At 71.2% G+C, this 20,198-nt stretch carries 16 protein-coding genes; 6 read left to right on the top strand and 10 right to left on the bottom strand.

The window, feature by feature from the left end; translation table 11 throughout:
• Positions 1–101: 101 nt before the first annotated feature.
• The 5 genes from ACFY8U_RS01970 to ACFY8U_RS01950 form a co-directional block, all read right to left on the bottom strand.
• Positions 102–440, bottom strand: a complete 339-nt coding sequence (locus ACFY8U_RS01970; RefSeq protein WP_389564373.1) for a thioredoxin family protein — start codon at positions 438–440, stop codon at positions 102–104.
• 75 nt (positions 441–515) lie between these two features.
• Positions 516–1,958 carry a serine/threonine-protein kinase gene (locus ACFY8U_RS01965; protein WP_389564370.1) on the bottom strand — a complete coding sequence of 481 codons (1,443 nt, stop codon included), beginning with the start codon at positions 1,956–1,958 and terminating at the stop codon, positions 516–518.
• Positions 1,955–2,767: a serine/threonine protein kinase gene (locus ACFY8U_RS01960; RefSeq protein WP_361596121.1), complete on the bottom strand. Its 813-nt coding sequence runs from the start codon at positions 2,765–2,767 to the stop codon at positions 1,955–1,957. The genes ACFY8U_RS01965 and ACFY8U_RS01960 overlap by 4 nt, the downstream gene beginning before the upstream one ends.
• A 442-nt stretch (positions 2,768–3,209) precedes the next feature.
• Positions 3,210–5,240 (bottom strand): family 43 glycosylhydrolase, encoded by a 2,031-nt coding sequence (locus ACFY8U_RS01955; protein WP_389564367.1) that lies wholly within the window; start codon positions 5,238–5,240, stop codon positions 3,210–3,212.
• Between the two features lie 22 nt (positions 5,241–5,262).
• Complete coding sequence (locus ACFY8U_RS01950; RefSeq protein ID WP_389564365.1) at positions 5,263–6,777, bottom strand: peptidoglycan DD-metalloendopeptidase family protein; 1,515 nt, start codon at positions 6,775–6,777, stop codon at positions 5,263–5,265.
• Between the two features lie 266 nt (positions 6,778–7,043).
• Between ACFY8U_RS01950 and ACFY8U_RS01945 the strand changes: the two genes are divergently transcribed.
• A complete protein-coding gene (locus ACFY8U_RS01945) occupies positions 7,044–9,563 on the top strand; it encodes a penicillin acylase family protein (protein ID WP_389564363.1) in 2,520 nt (839 codons plus the stop codon).
• 37 nt (positions 9,564–9,600) lie between these two features.
• Positions 9,601–10,632, top strand: a complete 1,032-nt coding sequence (locus tag ACFY8U_RS01940; RefSeq protein ID WP_389564360.1) for an alpha/beta hydrolase — start codon at positions 9,601–9,603, stop codon at positions 10,630–10,632.
• 66 nt (positions 10,633–10,698) lie between these two features.
• On the opposite strand, the gene ACFY8U_RS01935 is transcribed toward ACFY8U_RS01940, so the two are convergent.
• Positions 10,699–12,360, bottom strand: coding sequence for a peptidase M23 (locus ACFY8U_RS01935; protein ID WP_389564357.1), 1,662 nt, complete (start codon positions 12,358–12,360; stop codon positions 10,699–10,701).
• Between the two features lie 155 nt (positions 12,361–12,515).
• Between ACFY8U_RS01935 and ACFY8U_RS01930 the strand changes: the two genes are divergently transcribed.
• On the top strand, positions 12,516–13,181 hold the full coding sequence (locus tag ACFY8U_RS01930; protein ID WP_361431455.1) for a cutinase family protein: 666 nt from the start codon (positions 12,516–12,518) through the stop codon (positions 13,179–13,181).
• Here the strand turns inward: ACFY8U_RS01930 and ACFY8U_RS01925 are convergent, their stop codons facing one another.
• The 4 genes from ACFY8U_RS01925 to ACFY8U_RS01910 all read right to left on the bottom strand — a co-directional run bounded on the left by ACFY8U_RS01925 (position 13,182) and on the right by ACFY8U_RS01910 (position 18,658).
• Complete coding sequence (locus ACFY8U_RS01925; RefSeq protein WP_389564353.1) at positions 13,182–14,264, bottom strand: BTAD domain-containing putative transcriptional regulator; 1,083 nt, start codon at positions 14,262–14,264, stop codon at positions 13,182–13,184.
• A gap of 187 nt (positions 14,265–14,451) precedes the next feature.
• Positions 14,452–15,726 (bottom strand): ricin-type beta-trefoil lectin domain protein, encoded by a 1,275-nt coding sequence (locus tag ACFY8U_RS01920; protein ID WP_389564350.1) that lies wholly within the window; start codon positions 15,724–15,726, stop codon positions 14,452–14,454.
• Between the two features lie 261 nt (positions 15,727–15,987).
• A complete protein-coding gene (locus tag ACFY8U_RS01915) occupies positions 15,988–16,638 on the bottom strand; it encodes a DUF4360 domain-containing protein (protein WP_389564348.1) in 651 nt (216 codons plus the stop codon).
• Positions 16,639–16,942: 304 nt separating this feature from the next.
• Entirely contained in the window at positions 16,943–18,658 is a 1,716-nt protein-coding gene (locus ACFY8U_RS01910) for an ABC transporter ATP-binding protein (protein WP_389566097.1), read from the bottom strand.
• A gap of 273 nt (positions 18,659–18,931) precedes the next feature.
• Between ACFY8U_RS01910 and ACFY8U_RS01905 the strand changes: the two genes are divergently transcribed.
• The 3 genes from ACFY8U_RS01905 to ACFY8U_RS01895 all read left to right on the top strand — a co-directional run bounded on the left by ACFY8U_RS01905 (position 18,932) and on the right by ACFY8U_RS01895 (position 20,139).
• Entirely contained in the window at positions 18,932–19,288 is a 357-nt protein-coding gene (locus ACFY8U_RS01905; protein WP_389564345.1) for a hypothetical protein, read from the top strand.
• 106 nt (positions 19,289–19,394) lie between these two features.
• The gene (locus ACFY8U_RS01900) at positions 19,395–19,847 is read left to right on the top strand and encodes a YbhB/YbcL family Raf kinase inhibitor-like protein (RefSeq protein WP_389564343.1); all 453 of its coding nucleotides are present in this window, start codon (positions 19,395–19,397) and stop codon (positions 19,845–19,847) included.
• Positions 19,848–19,977: 130 nt separating this feature from the next.
• A complete protein-coding gene (locus ACFY8U_RS01895) occupies positions 19,978–20,139 on the top strand; it encodes a hydrophobic protein (RefSeq protein WP_389564340.1) in 162 nt (53 codons plus the stop codon).
• The last annotated feature ends 59 nt before the right edge of the window (positions 20,140–20,198 follow it).

The following is a 20,198-nucleotide window of genomic DNA, read 5'->3' as shown; positions in this document are numbered from 1 at the left end:
CTAGATCCCGGAAAGACCGGCAGCAGGGTGCATTGGAGGTGCAGAATCATGGGTCAATCCAGCGCCCCCAAGGTGCCCCGCGCACCAGGAGACGGGGCACCTCAGAGGTGGCCTTCCAGGAACTCCCGGAGCTCGGCGGTGGTCAGGATCCCCGCGCCGTGTGCCACCGCCTCGCCCTCCTTCAGCAGGACGCAGGACGGGGCTCCGGTGATCCCGTACCGCTCGGTCGCCGCCGGACAGCGCGAGATGTCGGTCCTGACGGCCGTCAGGCGGCCCGCGTACTCGTCGGCGATGCCACCCACGACGAGGTCCATCGTCCGGCAGGGCTCGATGGCCTTGGGCCATGTCCCGATGAAGTACGCGAGGACCGGGACCCCGCTCATCCTGAGGATGAATTCGAACTCCGCGTCCTCACGGGGCTGGTGAACCCGCTTCGCCATGAGACTCCTGACCTCGTGTTCCGTCGTTCCACCTCCATCATCCCGCGCCCGGTGGGGCGGGTCGTGCGAGGTCTTTCAGCGCACCGCCGTGGGAGGCCGGCACTCCGGGAGGGCAGGCCGTTCCTTGGTGCGTACGGCCGGGAGCCAGGCCGCCGGGGGAGCGGAGCCGGGTGGGAGCCGGACGCGGAACCAGCGGGTGGACCACAGGGATTCCTCGTCGACGATGGGCTGCCCGTCGGGCAACTGGCAGTCGGCGGCGAGGACGTCGCCGTGCCACACCCTGGTCGGTACGACATTGTCCGCCGTGTACGGCTTCACGGGATCGATCGCCAGGCCCAGACTGCACCCAGGGTCCCGGTCGGCCCGCTCCCGGCAACTCCGTTCCGCGTTGAACACCCGCACCGTGCCGGCCGTCGCGCCCGCGCGGACGGACGGTGTGGACGAGGCCGTGCGCACCGAGTCCGAGCACAGGGTCGCGGCGGCGATCCCGCACAGCGCGGTGGCGAGGACGGCGGCGCGGGCCCGGCCCCGCTGCCGGCCCGCCCCCGGCCCGGGCCGCTCCTGATGGGCGGCGATGCGGGCCAGCAGGCTGTCGGCGGTGTGCGGCGCGCGGGCCGCGTGGGTCGGGGCGAGGCAGTCGGCCGCCAGGGCACGCCAGAACGGCGGCACCGCGTGGTCCATGCGCAGCGGGGCACGCCCCTCGCCGTACTCCTGGACCGCGGCGCCCCGCGCGACGGGTGTGGCGCCGGAGAACGGTGAGCCGCCCGAAGAGAACACCTCGTGGATGACGATCCCCAGGGCCCAGATGTCGGCCGTCGGCCGGATGCGCACGCCGAGTTCACCGAGGGGCGCCCTCCAGCGCTCGGGCGGCAGATAGTCCAGGGTGCCCATGGGAGGCACGTACCCGTGCGTCCCCGTCAGCTCGGTGGCGAGGCCGAAGTCCGAGAGCTTCACGGAGCGGTCCCGGCCCAGCAGGACGTTCTCCGGCTTGAGATCCGCGTGGACCCAGCCCGAGCGGTGGAGATGGGCGAGCCCCTCGCAGATTCCCGCGATCAGGGGGCCGCGCTCGGCCTCGGGCACCCCCGCGTCGAGCAGTTCCCGCAGACTGCCGACGGCCCGTTCCATGACCAGCACGATCGCGCCGTCCAGGGAGGGCCGGTCGGGTGCCGCGAGGACGAACGACTCCAGGAGGCCGATCAGCCTGGGATGCCCGACCCGGCTGCCGAGTTCGACCTCGCGGCGGGCGGATTCCATGATCCTTCGCGCCTGCCGCGGCGCGAGCCCGTCGGTCGGCATGATCTTGAGCGCGACCTCGGTCGGGTCCGAAGGCCGGGCCGCGGCGGATTCCCCGCCGGTGTGGTCCGGGCGCCCCTCGGCACGCCGCGCCGCGTAGACCGTGGACCAGCCCCCGGATCCGATCAGCCGGGAGACCACCCAGCCCCCCACCCGATGACCCGGCGGGAGCACGTCCGTCCGGTCGCCTCCCGTGCTGCCGCCCAGGCCGTACGGCGAGGTCATGGTGCGGCCTGCCGCTCCCGCCCGCCGGCCGCCGTCAGGGGCGGCAGCAGCGCGAGGTGCTCCTCACGTACGAGCCCGAAACGCAGGGCGAGCCCGACGATCTCCTCCCGCTTGCCGTTGCGTCGGTCGCCCTTGCCGGGTTCACGGGCGTCCGCGACGCCGATGCGCAGCTTCTCTTCGGCGAGGTAGTCGATGTGCGAGCTGACCGCCCGCGCCGTCAGCGTGCCGCAGGTGGCGTGCTCCCTCAAACGCTCGACGATCTGGGGAGTCGTGGGCACCGCCACGCGGGACTGGTCGCGCAGGCGCGGTTCGCAGAGCGCGACGAGGACGACGAAGTACGTCGCCGTCTCGTCCAGGGAGTACGCGGTGACCGTGCTGTTCCCCCAGGGGACGTCCATGGCCTCCGGGTCCAGATAGACGTGGTCGGGGGCGAACACCTGGAAGGAGACCGTGGCGTCACCGCGGGTGGGCAGGACCACACGGGAGAACTCGAACGGGATGGGCGCCCCGACCCGTCGCGGCTGGATCCTCAGGTATTCCCCTGCTCCCTCCGGGTTCTCCACCAGGTAGCTGTGGCTGCCGCTGTAGTTCGTCAGCTGCCAGTGGTCGTGGGTCACGCGGATCTCCCCGGCGAGCCGCGAGATCGCCGGGTCGGCCAGGCACAGCTCGACGGGGACCGTGGCGGAGCCCCGTCCGAAGCGGGCGACCTCGCCGGGACCGAGCCGTAACGTCACCGCGTCACCACGCGGTTCGCCGCCGTCGGCGCCGCCACCGCTCCCCCGCGGCAGATGGACGACTACGCCGCTCACCGTTCCCCCCGTTCCCCCGGCCGTACGCGTCGGACGAGCCGAACGATACTCATCCATCACGGGAGTTCACCGTCGTACTTTGGCCACCTCGCCCCGACCGGCAGCGCGGGGGAGGGCCGCCGGCCGCCGCGGTACGGGGAAGCTCCCCACGTGCTCTCCCCGCGGCGCTTCGCGACACGGTCAGCAAGAGTCCTCCCTCGTTACGTCCCGGGGGCCTCCGTCGGGCTGTTCAGGCGCAGTTGCCACGCCGAGGCGTGGGGGAGACGGCTGCCGCCGCGGAGGTCGGGCGCGGAAGACCGGCAACGGCCGCGCGGAGTGCGCATGCCTCGCTCCGGCCGCACAAGGTGGGGAAGGTCACCGTACGCGGAGGGTTCCGGGGAGGTTCACGGTGCGTACGGAGGGCGGATTCCCTCATTCACGTGGCGCGATCCGTACTCTCCGCTCAGCACGCGGGGCTGCCTGACACGAGGGGCGCGACCGCGCGGTCGCCGAAGGCCGTCCACGGCCGCCAACCGCCGTTCGGCCTGTCCTGGACGCGGGTCCGTATCCCGCCCGCGACGGTGACGGCGAAGACGTGCAGCCGCCCGGCGGGGTCGAGCGCGGCCGTGGGTGTGGCGACGAGCCTGATGCCGGGCTCGCCGAACTCTCCGCCGGGAGCCCAGGTCCCGCCCGGAGCGACCTGCCAGCGGTGGCTGAGCCGGGCGCCGCCCGGCGAGAGGGAGAACGCCTCCAGACGGCCGTCGGCGTTGGCGGCGAACGCCGGAGCGCCGGCGCTCCAGCCGAACAGCGGCAGCCACTCGTCCCAGCCGCCGCTCGGCACGGTCTGCCGCCGGACGAAGGTCCCCACACCCGACGGTCCGATCGCGGCGACGCCGAGCCGGCCGCTGCCGTCCACGGCCACCCGGGGCGCGGCACCGGCCGCAGTGCCGAACGGGTGCCATGCCGCGGTCCAGGGGCCGTCGGCAGCTTCCTGCCAGCGGTGGACGATCCCCGAGCCGCCGGGCGAGAGGACGAACGCCTCCAGCCGTCCGTCGGCATTCGCCGCGACCACGGGTGGCGCGCCCGCCGCCCCACCGAACCCCGGCTCCCACGGGTCCCAGGCCAGAGAGCCGGGTGCCCTTTGCCATCGCCGCGCGACGGAGGCGCCGCCCGGGCTCGGCGCGAAGACCTCCAGACGGCCGTCCGCGGCGCGGGCGACGGCAGGGGCGGCGCCGGCCGGCCCCCCGAACCCCGTCCAGTCGTGCCACCCGCCGTCCGGCCGCTGTACGCGGTGGTTCAGGTGGACGCCGCCCGGGGCGATCGAGAACACCTCGAGCCTGCCGTCGGTGTCGCGGCCCAGTGTGGGCACCGCACCGGCCGGCCCGCCGAACGTCTCCCACTCCGACCAGGCGTCGGTGTACGGGTCGAGCTGGACGCGCCGCAGCATCGAGCGGTCGGCGGCGTCGAGCGCGAACACCGTGAGACGGCCGTGCACATCGAGGCCGGCCACCGGGTTGTCGGGGCTCTGCCATGGTGCCGGCGAGTCCCGCCAGTACAGGGGTGCCACGTACAGCCCGTTGCGGAACCAGCCCGCGGCGCTGACGTACCACCGCTCCCCGTCGGCCACCACCTCGACGGCGTGACCGGGCACATGGCCCGCGTACCCCGCGAGTTCGAAGCGGAACGGGTCCCGCGACGCCAGGACGTCGGTGCCCTCGTATCCGTTGCGCGGACCGATGAACAGGTAGTACCAGCCGTCCCGTTGGACGACGTACGGCGACTCGGTGACCGAGACGGTCGCGTCCGTGCTCGCGTCGGTGAACGCGACGCCCGGCTCGCTCCAGCGCAGCAGATCGGCGGAACGGCGGTACGCCACGACATGGTGGCCGCCCACATCCGAGAGCTCCGTGTAGTACATGACCCACTCGCCGCCGACCCGCAGCACCATCGGGTCACGTGCCGCGAGCCCCCGGAACAACGGGCCGGACGGTGCGCGGGTCCAGGTGAACAGGTCGGTCGACGTGGCGAGGTTGATCGCGGCACCACGCTCGCCGCCCGCGGCGTAGAACATCCAGAACCTGCCGTCGGCTTCGACGACGTGCGGCGCCCACAGGTGTTCCTCGCCGAAGTAGGACGGGTCGACGGTGAGGGCGTCGGCGTGGCTGGTCCACGGCCCGTGCGGGCTCGGGGCCGAGGCGTGGGCGAAGGAGATCTCCGCCGAGCTGTCCGGGGACTCGCCGCGCGGTGCGCTGTCCCCGACGATGCCGAACAGGTGCCAGCGGCCCCGTGCGTGGACCAACGTGTGATCGTTGAGATAGCGCGGGCCGTTGGAGGTCGACGGGTCGTGGACGTAGGTGAAGGGTCCCGCGCCGACCCACCTGGGGGACGGCGTGTCCTCGGAGGCCGCGGTGGCGGCCGGGCCGATGCCCAGGAACGGGAGCACGCCGGCCCCGGCCACGCCGTGCAACAGGCTCCGTCTGCTGATCGGAAGCACGAGTCCCTCCAGAGGGGGCGGGTCAGTCGAGGCCGGGGCCGGCGGTGTCGTTGAGCCAGGTCCAGCCGGACCACGTGGAGAAGCCGGTCTGCCACCGGTGGAAGGTGCCGGCCGGGTTGGTGCCGAAGACCTCGATGCGGCCGTCGGCGTTGGTGGCGGCGGTGACCTCGGTGCCGCCGGTGCCGAAGGGGGCCCAGTCGCCGTAGGGGGCGTTCACGGCGGTCTGCCAGGTGTGCATGGCGGTGGTGCCGTTCATCGCGAAGACTTCGACGCGGCCGTCGGGGGTGCGTTCGCTGGTGAGCTGTGAGTCGGCCGGGCCGCCGGTGGGTTCCCAGCGGGACCAGCCGGCGGGGCCGGTCTGGTACCGGTGGAAGACGCCGACCGGGCCGGAGGCGAAGACTTCCAGGCGGCCGTCGGCGTTGTGGTCGACGGTCAGGTCGTGGCCGCCCTCGCCGAAGGCGTCCCATGAGGACCAGCCGCCGTTGGGCGCGGTCTGGTAGCGGTGCTGGAAGGTGCTGTCGTTCAGGGCGAACACCTCCAGCCGCCCGTCGGCCGACTTCTCCATCTCCACGCGGCTGTCGGCGGGGCCGCCGCCGGTGGGCTCCCACTCCGACCAGCCGCCGTTCGGGCCGGTCTGGTACCGGTGGAAGAGCCCGACCGGCCCGGACGCGTAGACCTCGATACGGCCGTCGGCGTTGACCCCGGCCGCGGTGTCCCGGCCGCCCTCGCCGAAGGTCTGCCAGTTCGACCAGCCGCCGGACGGGCTCTGCTGCCAACGGTGCTGGAAGGTGTTCCCGTTGAGGGCGAACAGCTCCAGGCGGCCGTCGGCGTTGGGCGCGACGGCGAGTTCCGCGCCGCCGGGTCCGCCGAGGGGTTCCCAGGCCGACCAGTTGCCGTTGACCTCCTGCTGCCAGGCGTGATGGATGCCGTCGGCTCCGGCCGCGAACACTTCGAGGCGTCCGTCCGCCGACCGCGCCGACACGACCCGGCCGGACTCCGCCGGGTACACGTGCGGTGTGGGCCGCGGTCCGCTGCCCGGGGTGCAGGGCAGCACGACGCCGCGCTCGGCGAGGTGGACCTCGGGGTCGATGCCGTAGGAGGTGGACCGGTCCCCCCAGATCCGCAGATGGAGGTGAGGGCCGGTGGACTGCCCCTCGGAGCCCATCAGGGCGATCTGCTGGCCGGCCACGACACGGTCGCCGGCGAAGACGTCCCGCCGGGACATGTGCCCGTACTCGGAGATCCTGCCGTCGGGGTGCTGCACGCGGATCCACTGGCCGTAGCCGGGCTCGTACCCCGAGATGGTCACCTCGCCGTCGCCCACGGCGTAGATCGGCGTCCCGACACTGTTGGCGATGTCGACGCCGTTGTGACCGTCGTGGAAGTGCTGCGAGACGAAGCCGGCGGCCGGACAGGCCGCGGTGGGAGCGGCGGGCCGGGCCGCGGCCGGAGGCGCAGGCGCCAGAGCCGGCAGCAGCAGGGCGGCTGTCGCCGCGAGCACACAGGCCAGTGCGCGGCGGGAAAGACCAGGAAGCACAGGAAGCTCCTCCGAGGGCGCGGTCCGTCGACCGGGTCGTGCGAACGGGCGGTAGGGAACGTAGCAACGCCATCGGGCCGGGAGACCCCGGAAGAGTACGGAGTGACAGGCGGAAGCGCGTCGGCTAGGGGGCAGCGGCCCGGCCGGGGGCCGCGGCTGCCGTAGCCGGCCGCGGCTGCTGTCCGCGGCATCATCGGTATTTCATCGCCCCTCCTTAGCGTGACCGCGTTCGGACGAGAACCGGTACCCAGGGGAAGGACGGCTCGATGGCACGGAGGAGATTCAGAGCGAGGCTGCCGGTGGCGGTCGCGGCCGCGGTCGCGGTGATGAGCACGATGGCCGCCACGGGGGTGACGGCCACCGGATCGGCCGAGACGGGGTCGGCTGCCGGCGGATCAGCCGCCGAGGGGCCGGTGGCCACGGGGTCGGCGGTTGCCGGCCCGGGGCCCGACAAGCCGACGATCCGCTACACCGAGTACGGCATCCCGCACATCGTCGCCTCGGACTGGGAGGGGCTGGGAACGGGCTACGGATACGCGGCGGCCAAGGACAACATCTGCACCCTGGCCGACACCTATCTGATGGTCAACGCCCAGCGGTCCCGCCATCTGGGGCCCGCCGGCAAGGCGAGCCCCGGCCAGAACCAGAACAGCACCACCAACCTCAACAGCGACCTGTACTTCCAGCGGATCAAGGACAACCGGGTGGTGGAGCGGCTGCTCGAAAAGCCCGCCCCCGACGGGCCCGCACCGGAGGTCGAAGAGGCCATCCGCGGCTACGTCCAGGGATACAACAGGTACCTGTCCGAGACGGGCGTGAACAACATCTCCGACCCGGCCTGCCGCGGTGCGGCCTGGGTGCGGCCGATCACGGAACTGGACGTCTACCGGCACACGCATGCCGAGATCATCATGGGCAGCGCCGACGCGCTGCTGGACGGTCAGGTGAACGCCACGCCCCCGGGGGCGTCGGGCGCCGCGCGGCCGGCGCCCACGCCCAAGGAGACCGCGGCGAAGATCCGTGACGCGATGGCGGTGAGCCGTCGGCAGAGCATGGGCAGCAACGCGTTGGCGGTCGGCTCGCAGGGCGTCTCCGGAGGCACCAGCATGCTCCTGGCCAACCCGCACTTTCCGTGGCAGGGCAAGAACCGGATGTGGCAGAGCCAGCTGACGATCCCCGGAAAGCTCGACGTCTCCGGGGCCAGCCTGCTGGGGCTCCCCGCGGTGAACATCGGGTACAACAACGATGTCGCCTGGAGCCACACCGTCGCCACGGTGGCTCCCTTCGGGCTGTTCGACGTCCAGGTGGACCCGCTCAACCCCACGAAGTACCTGGTCGACGGCGCCTGGGAGCAGATGACCTCGCAGCAGGTCGGTGTCGACGTGCTGAACGCGGACGGCTCCATCGGCAAGGTCACCAGGACGTTGTGGTCCACCCGCTACGGCCCGATCACCACATCGATGCAGGGCATCCCGTTGCCCTGGGCGGTCAGCGCGCACGCGGTACGCGACGTGAACATGAACAACCTGCGGGCGTTGAACACCTGGTTCCGCCTCGACCAGGCCAAGGACGTCGACGACGTGGTGAACATCCTGGAGACCACGCAGGGCGTCCCCTTCTTCAACACCGTCGCCTCCGACCGCAAGGGCAAGGCGCTGTACGCGGACATCCAGGCCGCCCCGAACATCACCGACGCGCACGCGCAGTCGTGCCTCACCATGACCGGGCAACTGCTGTTCAACCAGCCCCTACGGCTGCCGAACGTGCCGCCGATCTCCATCCTCGACGGCAAGCGCAGCGCGTGCGACTGGCCCGACGACCCGAACGCGGTCGCACCGGGACTACTGGACCCGCACAAGCAGCCACGCCTGATCCGGGACGACTTCGTGGGCAACGCCAACGACAGCGCCTGGCTGGCCAACCCCGAGCAGCCGCTGGCGTTCCCCCGGGTGATGGGCGACATGGGGGCGCCCCGCTCCCTGCGTACCCAGGAACTCATCCTGACCGCGCAGAAGCGGATCAACGGAACCGACGGCCTGCCGGGCAGGGGCTTCACTCCGGAGACCATGGGGAAGTTGCTGTTCGCCGACAACAGCAGGGCGGCCGACCTGGCTCTCAACACCACCGTGGCGATGTGCAGGAGCGTCCCCTTCGGGCTCGTCCTGGTGGACGGCAACCTGGTCAACGTGAGCGAGGCATGTCCGATCCTCGCCGCCTGGAAGGACCACGACTACACGGCGGAGAGCCGCGGGTCGCTGCTCTTCGCGAACTACTGGTTCTCCCTCCTCGGAGGACAGGGGATCGAGAAACTCCCCTGGCGCGTTCCCTTCGACCCCAAGGACCCGGTGCACACGCCCAATTCGCTGGATCCCGGGAGCTCCGCCGTCCGCGACGCGCTGGCCCGGGCCGTTCTCGCGCTGCGCAAGGCGGGCATCGCGCTGAACGCGCCGCTGTCGGACCACCAGAAGGTCACCCGCGGTGGTGAGCAGATCCCGATCCACGGCGCGATCGGCGAACTCGGCGTCCTCAACGTGATCACTGCCGGCCAGGTCGACGGAAAGCCGGACGTCGTCTTCGGATCGAGCTTCATCCAGCAGGTCCGGTTCACCGCCGACGGCCCGCCGCAGGCGCTCTCCGTCATGACCTACTCCCAGTCGGCCGACCCGAACTCGCCGCACTACGCCGATCAGACCAAGCTCTTCTCGGCCGGCCAGTGGGTGACCGAGCGCTTCACCGAGGATCAGATCGCGGCCTCGCCGGCCCTGGTGGTCAGGGTCCTCGACTGACATCGACGCAACGACAACGATCACGAGAGGGAGCCCCGTGAGAAGGACACCGAATGGCTGGCGCATGGTGGTGGCCTGGATATTCGCCACCTTGGCCTTGGTCACGCTCATGCCGGCGGGTTCGGCACAGGCCGCGGACGACACCGCGCCCCCACCGATGGCGAACGGGTTCGGCCTGACCCAGGTCGGCACGGCGACAGGCAACGCCACCAACTTCTACCTCACCGTGACCACGCCCGAGGTCGCCGGTGAGCAGCACATCAAAATCATTCTGCCGAGCGGCTACTACGACGACCCGGGCCGGCGGTACCCGGTGATGTACTTCCTGCACGGGTCACCCGACGACCCGGTCCAGCAGACCTATCCGGCGCTGAGCATGTCGGACCGGATGATCACCGTCATCCCGGACGGCGGTGCTCGGGGCTGGTATGCCAACTGGCTGAACCAGAAGACCAAGGCCGGTGCCCAGAACTGGGAGAACTTCCACCTCAAGCAGGTGATCCCGTTCATCGACGCGAACCTGCGGACCATCGCCGCCAAGAAGGCGAGGGCCGTCGCCGGCATCTCCATGGGCGGGTTCGGAGCCCTTCACTACGCCCAGGTCCGTCCCGACCTGTTCAGCCAGACCGCTTCCCTGTCCGGCGACATCGATCTGTCGGTCCGGTCCATGGACCTGCGACTGGCCGTCGTCGCCTCCCTCGTGGCCTACGAGCCCTCCGTGGACAGTGACGCCGCGTTCGGCTCGCCCTACCCGGTGTTCAACGCCGACTGGCGGTGGAACGAGGTCGATCCGTCGCAGCACATGGACAGGCTCAAGGGCGGCGGAGTCGGGGTCTCGGTCTATGTGGGCAACGGGGGCGGATCTCCCGGTGACCTGGAGTTCTGGCTCGAGGGTGCGGCCAAGCACGTCAAGAACGCCATGGACGCCCTGGGCATGTCGTACCACTTCGTGAACTACGGCGACGGTTCCGGCTGGGGCACCCAGTGCAACGGCGGACACAACGCCGGCTGCTGGGAAGAGGACCTGCGGGACCTGATTCCCCGGCTGGAACGGCACTTCGCCTCCTGACGAGAAACCCGCCGTCGTCCCGGCCGCTGACGCGGCCCCGGGACGACGGCGGGCAGGCGGGACGTGTCAGGTGACCGCGGGGCCGGAATCGTTCAGCCAGCCCCACTGCGACCAGCTGGCGAACCCGGTCTGCCACCGGTGGTAGACGCCGGCCTGACTGGTACCGAACACCTCGATACGACCGTCGGCGTTGTTGCTCGCACCGATCGCGCTGCCACCGGTACCGAACGTCTCCCACTGCGAGAACGCCGCGTTCGGGCCCGTCTGCCAGGCGTGGGTCGCGGTGGTGGCGTTGATCGCGAACACCTCGACCCGGCCGTCGACCGACCGCGAGGTGACCAGCTCGGCGTTGGGTGTCCCGCCGGTGCCCGTCCACTCCGACCACGAGGTGGGGCTGGTCTGCCAGCGGTGGAACACCCCCTCCGCGTTGGAGGCGAACACCTCGAGCCTGCCGTCCTGGTTGTAGCTGGCGGTGACGGCGTGCCCTCCCTCACCGAAGTGCTCCCACGACGACCAACCCCCGTTGACGGCGGTCTGGTAGAGGTGCCCGAACGTCGCGTCCGACAACGCGAACACCTCCAGTCGTCCGTCGGGTGCGGTCTCGACGGCGAGTCGCGCGTCGGCCGGGCCACCACCCGTGCCGACCCAGGGGGCCCAACCGCCGCTCGGCGCGGTCTGCCAGCGGTGGAACACGCCGTTGGCATTGGACGCGAACACCTCGATACGGCCGTCGGCGTTGTTGCCGGCTGCCAGCCGGGACCCTCCTGTGCCGAAGTTCTCCCAGGCGGACCAGCCCGCACTGGGCGCCGTCTGCCACATGTGGTCGAAGGTGCTGTCCGACAGCGCGAACAGCTCCAGCCGGCCGTCCGCGTTGGACGCCACCGCCAGCTGAGCATTGCGCGGACCACCCGCGAACCGCCACTGCGACCAGCCGCCGTTCACCTCGGTCTGCCACGAGTGGTACACGCCGTCGGCACCAGCGGCGAAGGCCTCGAGCCGCCCGTCCGCGGACCGCCCGGACACCACTCGGCCGGCGGCGTACGGGTGCTTGGGGCCGGCGCTCATCCCGGACCACAGCGCGTTGGCGATGAGCACGGCGTCGCCCGCCTCGAGCCCGTACAGGTGGCGCAGGTCCTCCCGCGGCCGCTGAACCTTCCAGCACACCTCGCCGATCGCGGTGTTGTTCCAGGAGCCGCCCTGGAACTGCTCCTCCATCGCGTCGAGGAAGGCGTTGGTGGCATAGGCCGGGTTCAGCCGCTGTTCCCGGCTGCCCCACCAGTCCTGCTGCTGGAACAGGCCGATGCTGGTGTGGTCGACGGCCTGGGAGTAGTTGTTCATGTTGGTCTCCACGATGATCGTGGCAAGGGCGATCGCCGCGGCTCGTGGGTTGAGCCCCCGGTCCTTCACCGCCTGGGTGACCATCCGCGCGCAGGACATCTTGTAGGCCGTCAGATAGCCGGCCATCCGCGCCTGCAGCTGAGGGTTGAGCTGTGCGGCCATGAGGCCGTCGGTGGCCGACGGACCCGCCGGATCACACGGCTCGGTCGGAATCGCCAGACCTTCGGGGCCGCTGAAATAGTGGGAGACGCCGTACCGGTCGTCACCCGGGCGCGGACCGGGGTCGGGTTGGGCGACGGCGAACGAGGCGGTCATTCCGACGACCAACGCCCAGATACCGGCCACCAAGGCCAGTCTGGTGAGCACCCGGTACAAGCCAGTTCTTTCCATCGTGTGCCCTTCTGTCGTGAACTCCGGTATTCGCCGGCCGACAGTAGAAGGCACCGATGAAATGCCGATGGAATGGGCCCCGTACGCGTTTCATCGGGATGTCATCGGCCTCTGCCAATGTCGTCCTCCGTAGGCCGACCACATGGAGGATCGAAATGCGAGCAAAGAGGATCACGGCCGCGCTGGCCGGACTTCTGATGACAGCCGGGCTTTCGGTGGCCCAGGGCTCCACGGCGCAAGCAGCGGCGACGGCTCCGTGCGAGGGCACGTACACGATCGTCGTCGGTGGTACGGGAAGTTCGTGGAACAACGACGGCTTCACCGGCAACATTCAGCAGCACGTCGGATACCCCACGCAGATTCCCAACGGTGCGAGCGCCCGGGCCGGCGTCAATGAACTGAACCGGCTGGTCCGTGACCAACGTGCCGCGTGCCCGGGCCAGCACGTCAAGATGGGCGGGTATTCCCTGGGCGCGGCGGTGGTGCACATCTGGGTCACCGAGAACTGGCAGACGTTCGACAACGTCAATGCCATTCTCATCGCGGACCCGAAGCGTCAGGGCAATCCCGGCGCCAACGGCGGATCCGTTCCCTTCGGTGGAATCGTCGGCGCTCCGCTCGCCGGCGCCGACAGGTTCTTCGGCGACATCCCGGTCAAGACGATCTGCCACTGGGACTACGTCTGCGACGAGTCCGCCGGCATCTGGACCTACCCGGGCAACCACGTCAGGAACTACCCCAACGACTTCAACATGGACCACCACAACGACAGCGCCAACGAGCAGTGGTACAACGGCGCCTGGTATCCCGCCTCCTGGTGATCACGGGCAGGCGGTGCGGCCGGCCGGGGGAGTGAGGCCGAGGCCGGCTTCGTCACCGCGCAGAATCATCGCGTGCGTCCGCCGCAGCATCCGGCTGGGGGATACGCCCAGTTCGTCGGCCAGGCTGCGGCGGGCGCGGTCGAACACGGTCAGCGCGTCGGCCTGCCGGCCGTTGCGGTACAGCGCCCGCATCAGCATCGCGGCCACCGGCTCGTTCAGCGGGTTGGCCACGGACAGGGCGAACAGCTCGTCGATCGCCTCCGAATCCTGGCCCAGCCGCAGCTGCCACTCCAGCTTCCGCTGCAGCAGGGCGATCCTGCGCTCGGTGAGCCGCAGGCGTTCCAGCTCCGCGAGCGGCCCGGGCAGACCGGCCAGCGGCTCCCCTCGAAACAGCTCCAGCGCCTGCGCACACAGGCGGACCGCTTCGGCGGCTTCGCCCGCGCGATCTGCCGTCCCTACGGCGGTGACCAGTTCCTCCATCCGCGCCACGTCCACCTCGACTGCCCCGGGGACCAGCCGGTAGCCCTGCCGGGCATGCTCGATGACCGAGTCCGGGCTGTCCCCGATGCGCAGGATCTTGCGTAATCGGTAGACGTACACGGGCACCACGTTGGCGGCCGGCGGCTCCATCCCCCATACGTCGTCGAGCAGTTCCTGCCGGCTGAGGGGCCGTCCCGCGCAGAGCGCCAGCGTCGCCAGTACCGCCTGCTGGCGGGGGTGCCCGAGATCCAGGGACCGCCCGTCGTGCCACGCCTGCACCGGGCCGAGCACGGAGATCCGTACCGTCGGTCCGCCCGCCCGAGCGGCGGAGCGCGGGGCGTGGCTCACCGGCTGCGTGCGGGGTCCGCGTCCGGGGACGACCAGGCCGCAGTCGAAGGCGTGGACGATGGCGGCGGCCCGGTCGCGCAGCCCGAGCTTCACCAGTATCCGCGCGAGGTGTCCGGCCACGGCGTCCTCGGGGATGGCGAGGGCGGCGGCGATCTCGTGGTCCCGCATCCCGCAGCCGACCGCGGAGAGCACCGTGCGCTCCTGAGGCCTGAGCACGGTGGCGGTGCGGCGTGCGGTGGTGGTGGTCGACGACATCGTTGCTCCCCCGGGCTCCGGACTGGTGGCTCTGGCGGGCGCCGCCGACACGGTAGAGGGGGGAGGGCCGGTCGAGGCATCCGGAACGATCCGGAGTGACAGTCACGCGACGGCCGGGTCTGATGAGGGGCAACGCGGAGTGACCCCCGCTCGCGCGGGGGTCACTCCGCTGTCGGACGTCCCGGACTCAGCCGACCGTCCACTTCTGGTTCGCCGCTCCGGAGCAGGTCCACAGTTGGAGGCGTGTGCCGTTGGCGGAGCTGTTGCCGGTGGCGTCCAGGCACTTGTTGGCCTGGGGGTTGACGATGTCCCGGGCCGCGTTGGCGATCCAGCGCTGGGCCGCCGTGCCGTTGCACTCCCACAGCTGGACGAGAGTGCCGTCCGCCGTGCCGCCCGAGGCCGCGTCGAGGCACTTGCCCAGGGCCCGGATCGTGCCGTCCGTGCCGACCGTCCACTGCTGCGCCGCGGTGGCGTTGCAGTCGTAGAGCTGCACCGGAGTGCCGTTGGCCTCGTTCGCGCCGGCGACGTCCACGCACTTGCCGCCGAGCCCGGTGATCCGGCCGCCGGTGGCCGGGCCGTCGCCGGTCGTGACCCGGACGTGGTCCACGACGAGTTGCTGCGGGAAGACGGTGGAGCCGTCCGGGTCGCCGGGCCAGTAGCCGCCGACCGCGAGGTTCAGGATGAGGAAGAAGGGCTTGTTGAAGACCCAGGCGCGGCCGCCCAGATCGGCGGGCGTACGGGTCTGGTACACGGTCCCGTCCACCGACCAGGTGATCCGGTCGGGGGCCCAGTCCACGGCGAAGGTGTGGAACGCGTCGGCGAAAGCCTGTCCGCCGGGGAGCGTGTAGCCGGCGCCGATGCCGCCCGCGCCGGAGTAGCCCGGACCGTGGAGGGTGCCGTGGACGGTGGAGGGTTCGAAGCCCACGTTCTCCATGACGTCGATCTCGCCCGAGTTCGGCCAGCCGACCTGACCGAGGTCGTTCCCGAGCATCCAGAACGCCGGCCACATGCCCTGACCGCGGGGCACCTTCATCCGTGCCTCGACCCGGCCGTACTGGGCGGTGAAGCGGCCGGCGGTGTTCAGCCGGGCCGAGGTGTACTCGCACCGGCCGTACCAGCAGGTGTAGTTGCCGGGGTTCTCGCGGCGAGCCGTGATCACGAGATGGCCCTGGCCGTCGAGCGCGGCGTTGGCGGTGCCGGCCGTGTAGTACTGCCGCTCGTGGTTGTTGACGTTGTCACCGGTCTCGAGCTGCCAGCGGCCGCCGTTCACGGCTGAGCCCGCGGGCCCGTCGAACTCCTCGGCGAAGGTGACGGCGGCGGCCTCGGCGGCGGGCACCGCGCGCGTGGCGTCGTCGACGGCGGACGTGGGGGCGGTGCCGGCGAGGCCGAGCAACAGGGCGGCGCCCGCCAGGGCGGACAGGGCCTTCCGCAGGGGGCGGCGAGGTGGTCGGGAGGAGTGCATGGCTCTCTCTTCCGTCGGATGCGGGTGGGGGAGGGGCACATCCGGCCCTGCCGGGGCGGAGGGCGACAGGTGAGTGGAATGTCATGCGCATGACAGACATGCCGGTCGCAGGGTGGCCCGGCCGCGGCGCGTGAACACTCAACTCCTTTGTCGCCTCCATGATTTAAGAAGTAAGTTAAGTGTCCGTCAAGAGCCTTGAGCACTCCTCGGGGGCGGGGTGTCCCCGGCCGGGACGGGGGGCCCGGCCGGGGTGGCGCCGTGTCAGTTCGCGGGGCACTCCTTCCACGCGAGGTGATAGACGGTGCTGATGTCACCGTCGGTCGAGTCCATGGTCATGTAGCTGGTCTTGGCCGGGTTCGACGTGCCGGCGTTCACCCGGAGTTCGGTGTTGATGTTGAAGTTCCGCTGCACGCCGCAGGGTGCCCACACGAGCTGCGCCCAGTCGGTGTTGTCCGTGGCCTGCCAGTTGTCCTCGTACGGCCCTTGGAAGGTGTGGGTCCGGGACGCGGTGTTCGGTGAGCCCTGGAAGTAGTACGAGGCCTTCTCGGTACTGCTCGCGCCCGGCTGGAGCGACGCGTAGCCCCGGTAGTCGGCGCTGGCGATCGCGTAGGTGAACCCCTGGGGCACATGCACCAGAAGGTTGAGCTGACAGTTCCTGCGGGCCGCCGTCGGGGCGGAGCCGCCGCCCACCTGGGCCAGGTACTCGCTGTAGGTGACGGTGAAGGCGGTGTTGTCCTCGGAGACGGCGATGGCCGCGGTGCCCAGGGGGCAGCCGGAGCCGTTCACCGTGGCGATGTCGATGACGATCCGGTCCGGGGGCGGGTCGACGATCGACGACGGTGTCGCCTGTGTCGGCAGGGCCGAGGCGAACAGAGCGGCGACCGCTCCGCCCACGAGCAGGGGGACTCTCATGATTTCTCCCATCCAGTGCTTCACTGCGCCACAGGGGTGGTCCAACCGGCAACGGTTGAACTATCATGTACATGTCATGCGTCGTTCCGGGGCTCCCTGCCGGTGTGGGCGGGGGTGGTCGAATGCTAGGCGCCCGGGAACGGCAGGGCAGGGCAGAGCCCGGCCAACAATCAGCCCGTGAGCGGCCCTCCATGTGGCTCGGAACAGCGGTTGGCGCCCCCGTGCGCCCCAGGAGTCCCGTGAACAACGGAAGCCCCTGGAGCCCCACAGGACCAAGCGCCCTCGCGTGTCCCGGGAGCCCCCGTCAGTTGTCGGCGGTGGCCAGGAACTGCGTGGCGGCGAGCTCCGCGTACAGCGGGTCGGCGGCGATGAGTTCACGGTGCGTGCCCACTGCCCGTACCCGGCCCGCGTCCATGACGACGATGCGGTCGGCCATGGTGACCGTGGACAGCCGGTGGGCGACCACCATCACGGTCGTGGTGCGGGCGACGTCCGTCACGGTGTCGCGCAGCGCGGCCTCGTTCACGGCGTCGAGCTGGCTCGTGGCCTCGTCGAGCAGGAGCAGCCGGGGGCGGCGCAGGAGCGCGCGGGCGATCGCGACGCGCTGACGCTCGCCGCCGGACAACTTGGTACCGCGGTGGCCCACGAGGGTGTCGAGGCCCTTGGGGAGCCGCTCGACGAGACCGTCGAGCCGGGTGGTCCCCAGCACCCGCCGTACGTCGTCCTCGCCGGCGTCAGGGTTGCCGAGCAGCAGGTTGTCGCGCAGGGTGCCGGAGAGGACCGGCGCGTCCTGCTCGACGTACCCGATCGCGGAACGCAGCCGCGGTATCTCCCAGGCGTTCAGGTCCCGGCCGTCGAGGGTGATCCGTCCGGCCTCGGGGTCGTAGAACCGCTCGATGAGCGAGAAGACGGTGGTCTTGCCCGCGCCGGACGGGCCGACGAACGCGGTCATGCCGCGCTGCGGTACGGAGAAGGTCACGCCGTGGTGGACGTACGGCAGATCGTCCGCGTACCGGAACCGGACGTCCTCGAAGGCCAGCGCGGCGGGTTCGGCTCCGGGCGCGGGCAGCGGCGCGGGCGCGGCGGGCGGCTCGGCCGGCAGCTGCAGTGCCTCGCGGATCCGGGCCAGCGCGCCTGCCCCGGCCTGGTACTGGGTGACGGCGCCGACGACCTGCTGGATGGGCGACATCAGATAGAACACGTACAGCAGGAACGCGACCAGAGTGCCCACGTCGATCGCGCCGGTGGCGACCCGGGCGCCGCCGACCGCGAGCACGGTGATGAACGCGATCTGCATGGACAGGCCGGCCGTGTTCCCGGCCAGCGCCGACCACTTGGCGGCCCGGAGGCTCTGCCGCCACGACTCCTCGGCCGCCGCGTGCACGGCCTGCTCCTCACGGTGCTCGGCGCCGGACGCCTTGACGGTACGCAGTGCCCCGAGGATGCGTTCCAGCGACGCCCCCATCGCCCCGACGGCGTCCTGCGCCTGCCTGCTGGCCTTGTTGATACGGGGCACGAAGACGCCGATCACCGTGCCCGCGCCCAGCACGACGCCGAGCGTGACCGCCAGCAGGACCGGGTCGACCACGCCCATCATCACCAGCGTCGCGACGAGCGTGAGCCCTCCGGTGCCGAGGCCCACCAGGGAGTCGGTGGTGACCTCGCGCAGCAGGGTCGTGTCCGAGGTGACCCGGGCCATCAGGTCGCCTGGCTCACTGCGGTCCACCGCCGTGATGCGAAGTCGCAGGAGATACGACGACAAGGTGCGCCTCGCGCCGAGGACGACCGACTCCGCGGTGCGCTGCAGGACGTACCCGCCGAGCGCGCCGATCCCCGCGTTGGCGACGACCAGGACCGACATCAGCAGCAGGGCGCCGGCGATCGGACGGTCGTCGGAGAGCGCGTCGATGAGGAACTTCGCCACCAGCGGCAGCGCGAGCCCGGTGGCTCCGGTGACCAGCGACAGCACCGCGCCGAGGAGCAGCGTCCAGCGGTGCGGCCGTACGTAACCCAGGAGCATGCGCCAGGCGGGCGTGGCGGTTCCGGCACCCGTCGCGGGCCGGTCCCGCGCGGCGGGCTCGGCGGGTGGGGCGGACTCTGCGGTGGTGGCCACGCGTGCTCCTCGTCGTCATGCAGGCTCCAGGAAGCCTCCAGGAGGCCAGACGCGAGGAAGGGCGCCGCGGTTGAGGCCGGCGACCGTGTCGGCTACCTCACACTCGCGGCCATGATTCAGCTGGGGCCGCGGCCGGGCAGGTAGCACGAGGGGCGGCTGATGTCGGGGGGATGCCGCGTGATGTTCGGGTACTCGGACGATTGGCTGGCGCTGCTGTTCGTCCCGGTGGTGTTCTGGGTGCCGCTCGGGCCCTTCCTCATGGCGGGCTTCGGTGTGTGGTGTGCCCGCCGGCCCGGCTGGACGCCGCGACTGTGGTCCGTGCTGGTGCCCGCCGTACCGGTGGGGATCTCGGGCACCGTCCTCATATCCGGCCTGCTCCGGCTGAAGGAGGAGACCTGGCAGGAGGACCTCACGGGCTATCTCGCCGTCTACGTCTTCGGCATCACCGTGCTGCCCTGGCTGCTCGGCTACGGCATCGCACGCGTGACGCGCGCGCTGAGCGCCCGCCGGAACCGGGCCGCCCCGCCGCAGGGCTGAGCGACGCGCGGAGCGGGCCGCGCGGGGCCCGCAGGACGCTCGGCCGAACGGGGGTTTCGGGGCGCGGACCGGTGCCGGTGTCGTCGTTGCGGGTAGGGCGGCGCGCATGAGCGGAATTGAACTCAGCAGCACCGCGTTCGACGACAACACGGTGATCCCCCGTCGGTACAGCGGGGAGGGAGAGAACGTCTCACCGCCGCTGACCTGGTCCGGAGTGCCAAAAGAGGCCACGGAGCTCGTGCTCCTGTGCGAGGACCCGGACGCGCCGGGGGCGACCTTCCTGCACTGGCTGGTCACCGGCATCGATCCGGCGGCCACCGGAGTGGCGGAAGACACGAAGCCGCAGGGCGGACTGCCGTGGCCCAACGGCTTCGGGCGCATGGGCTGGGGCGGGCCGATGCCTCCGCCGGGCCACGGGCCGCATCGCTACTTCTTCCGCCTGTACGCCCTGTCCGAGCCGCTGCCCCTCGAGGGCCACCCGGGCGTCGAGGACGTGCACGGTGCGCTGAAGGGCCGGGAGCTGGCCTCGGGCACCCTCCTCGGGACGTACCAGCGCTGAGCGCGTCACCCGTGGCTGCCGTGAGGGTGCAGCCGCTCCGAATTCCCGGGAAGGCATGCGGAAAACCTGCCTGATCGGCGGGAATGAGCCTGAGAACCGGGGGTACGCGGCGGTCCGGAGGTTGATGACAATGGTTCCCCTTCTGCTGGTCCTGCTGCTCGCGCTGGTTCTCTTCGGCGCCGGATTCGCCGTGAAGGTGCTCTGGTGGATAGCCGCCATCGTGCTCGTCCTGTGGCTGTTGGGCTTCGTGGTCCGGCCCAGGGGCGGCACGGGCCGGTGGTACCGCTGGTAGACCGTGCCTGGTCGCCGCCGCGCGTCACACGGAGTGGGGGGCCGGCCTCTGTCACCGGA

The organism is Streptomyces sp. NPDC012508 (assembly GCF_042902595.1).
Lineage (GTDB): Bacteria > Actinomycetota > Actinomycetes > Streptomycetales > Streptomycetaceae > Streptomyces.
The sequence above is the reverse complement of the archived record's forward strand: the minus strand, read 5'-3'. Positions and strand labels throughout refer to the sequence as shown.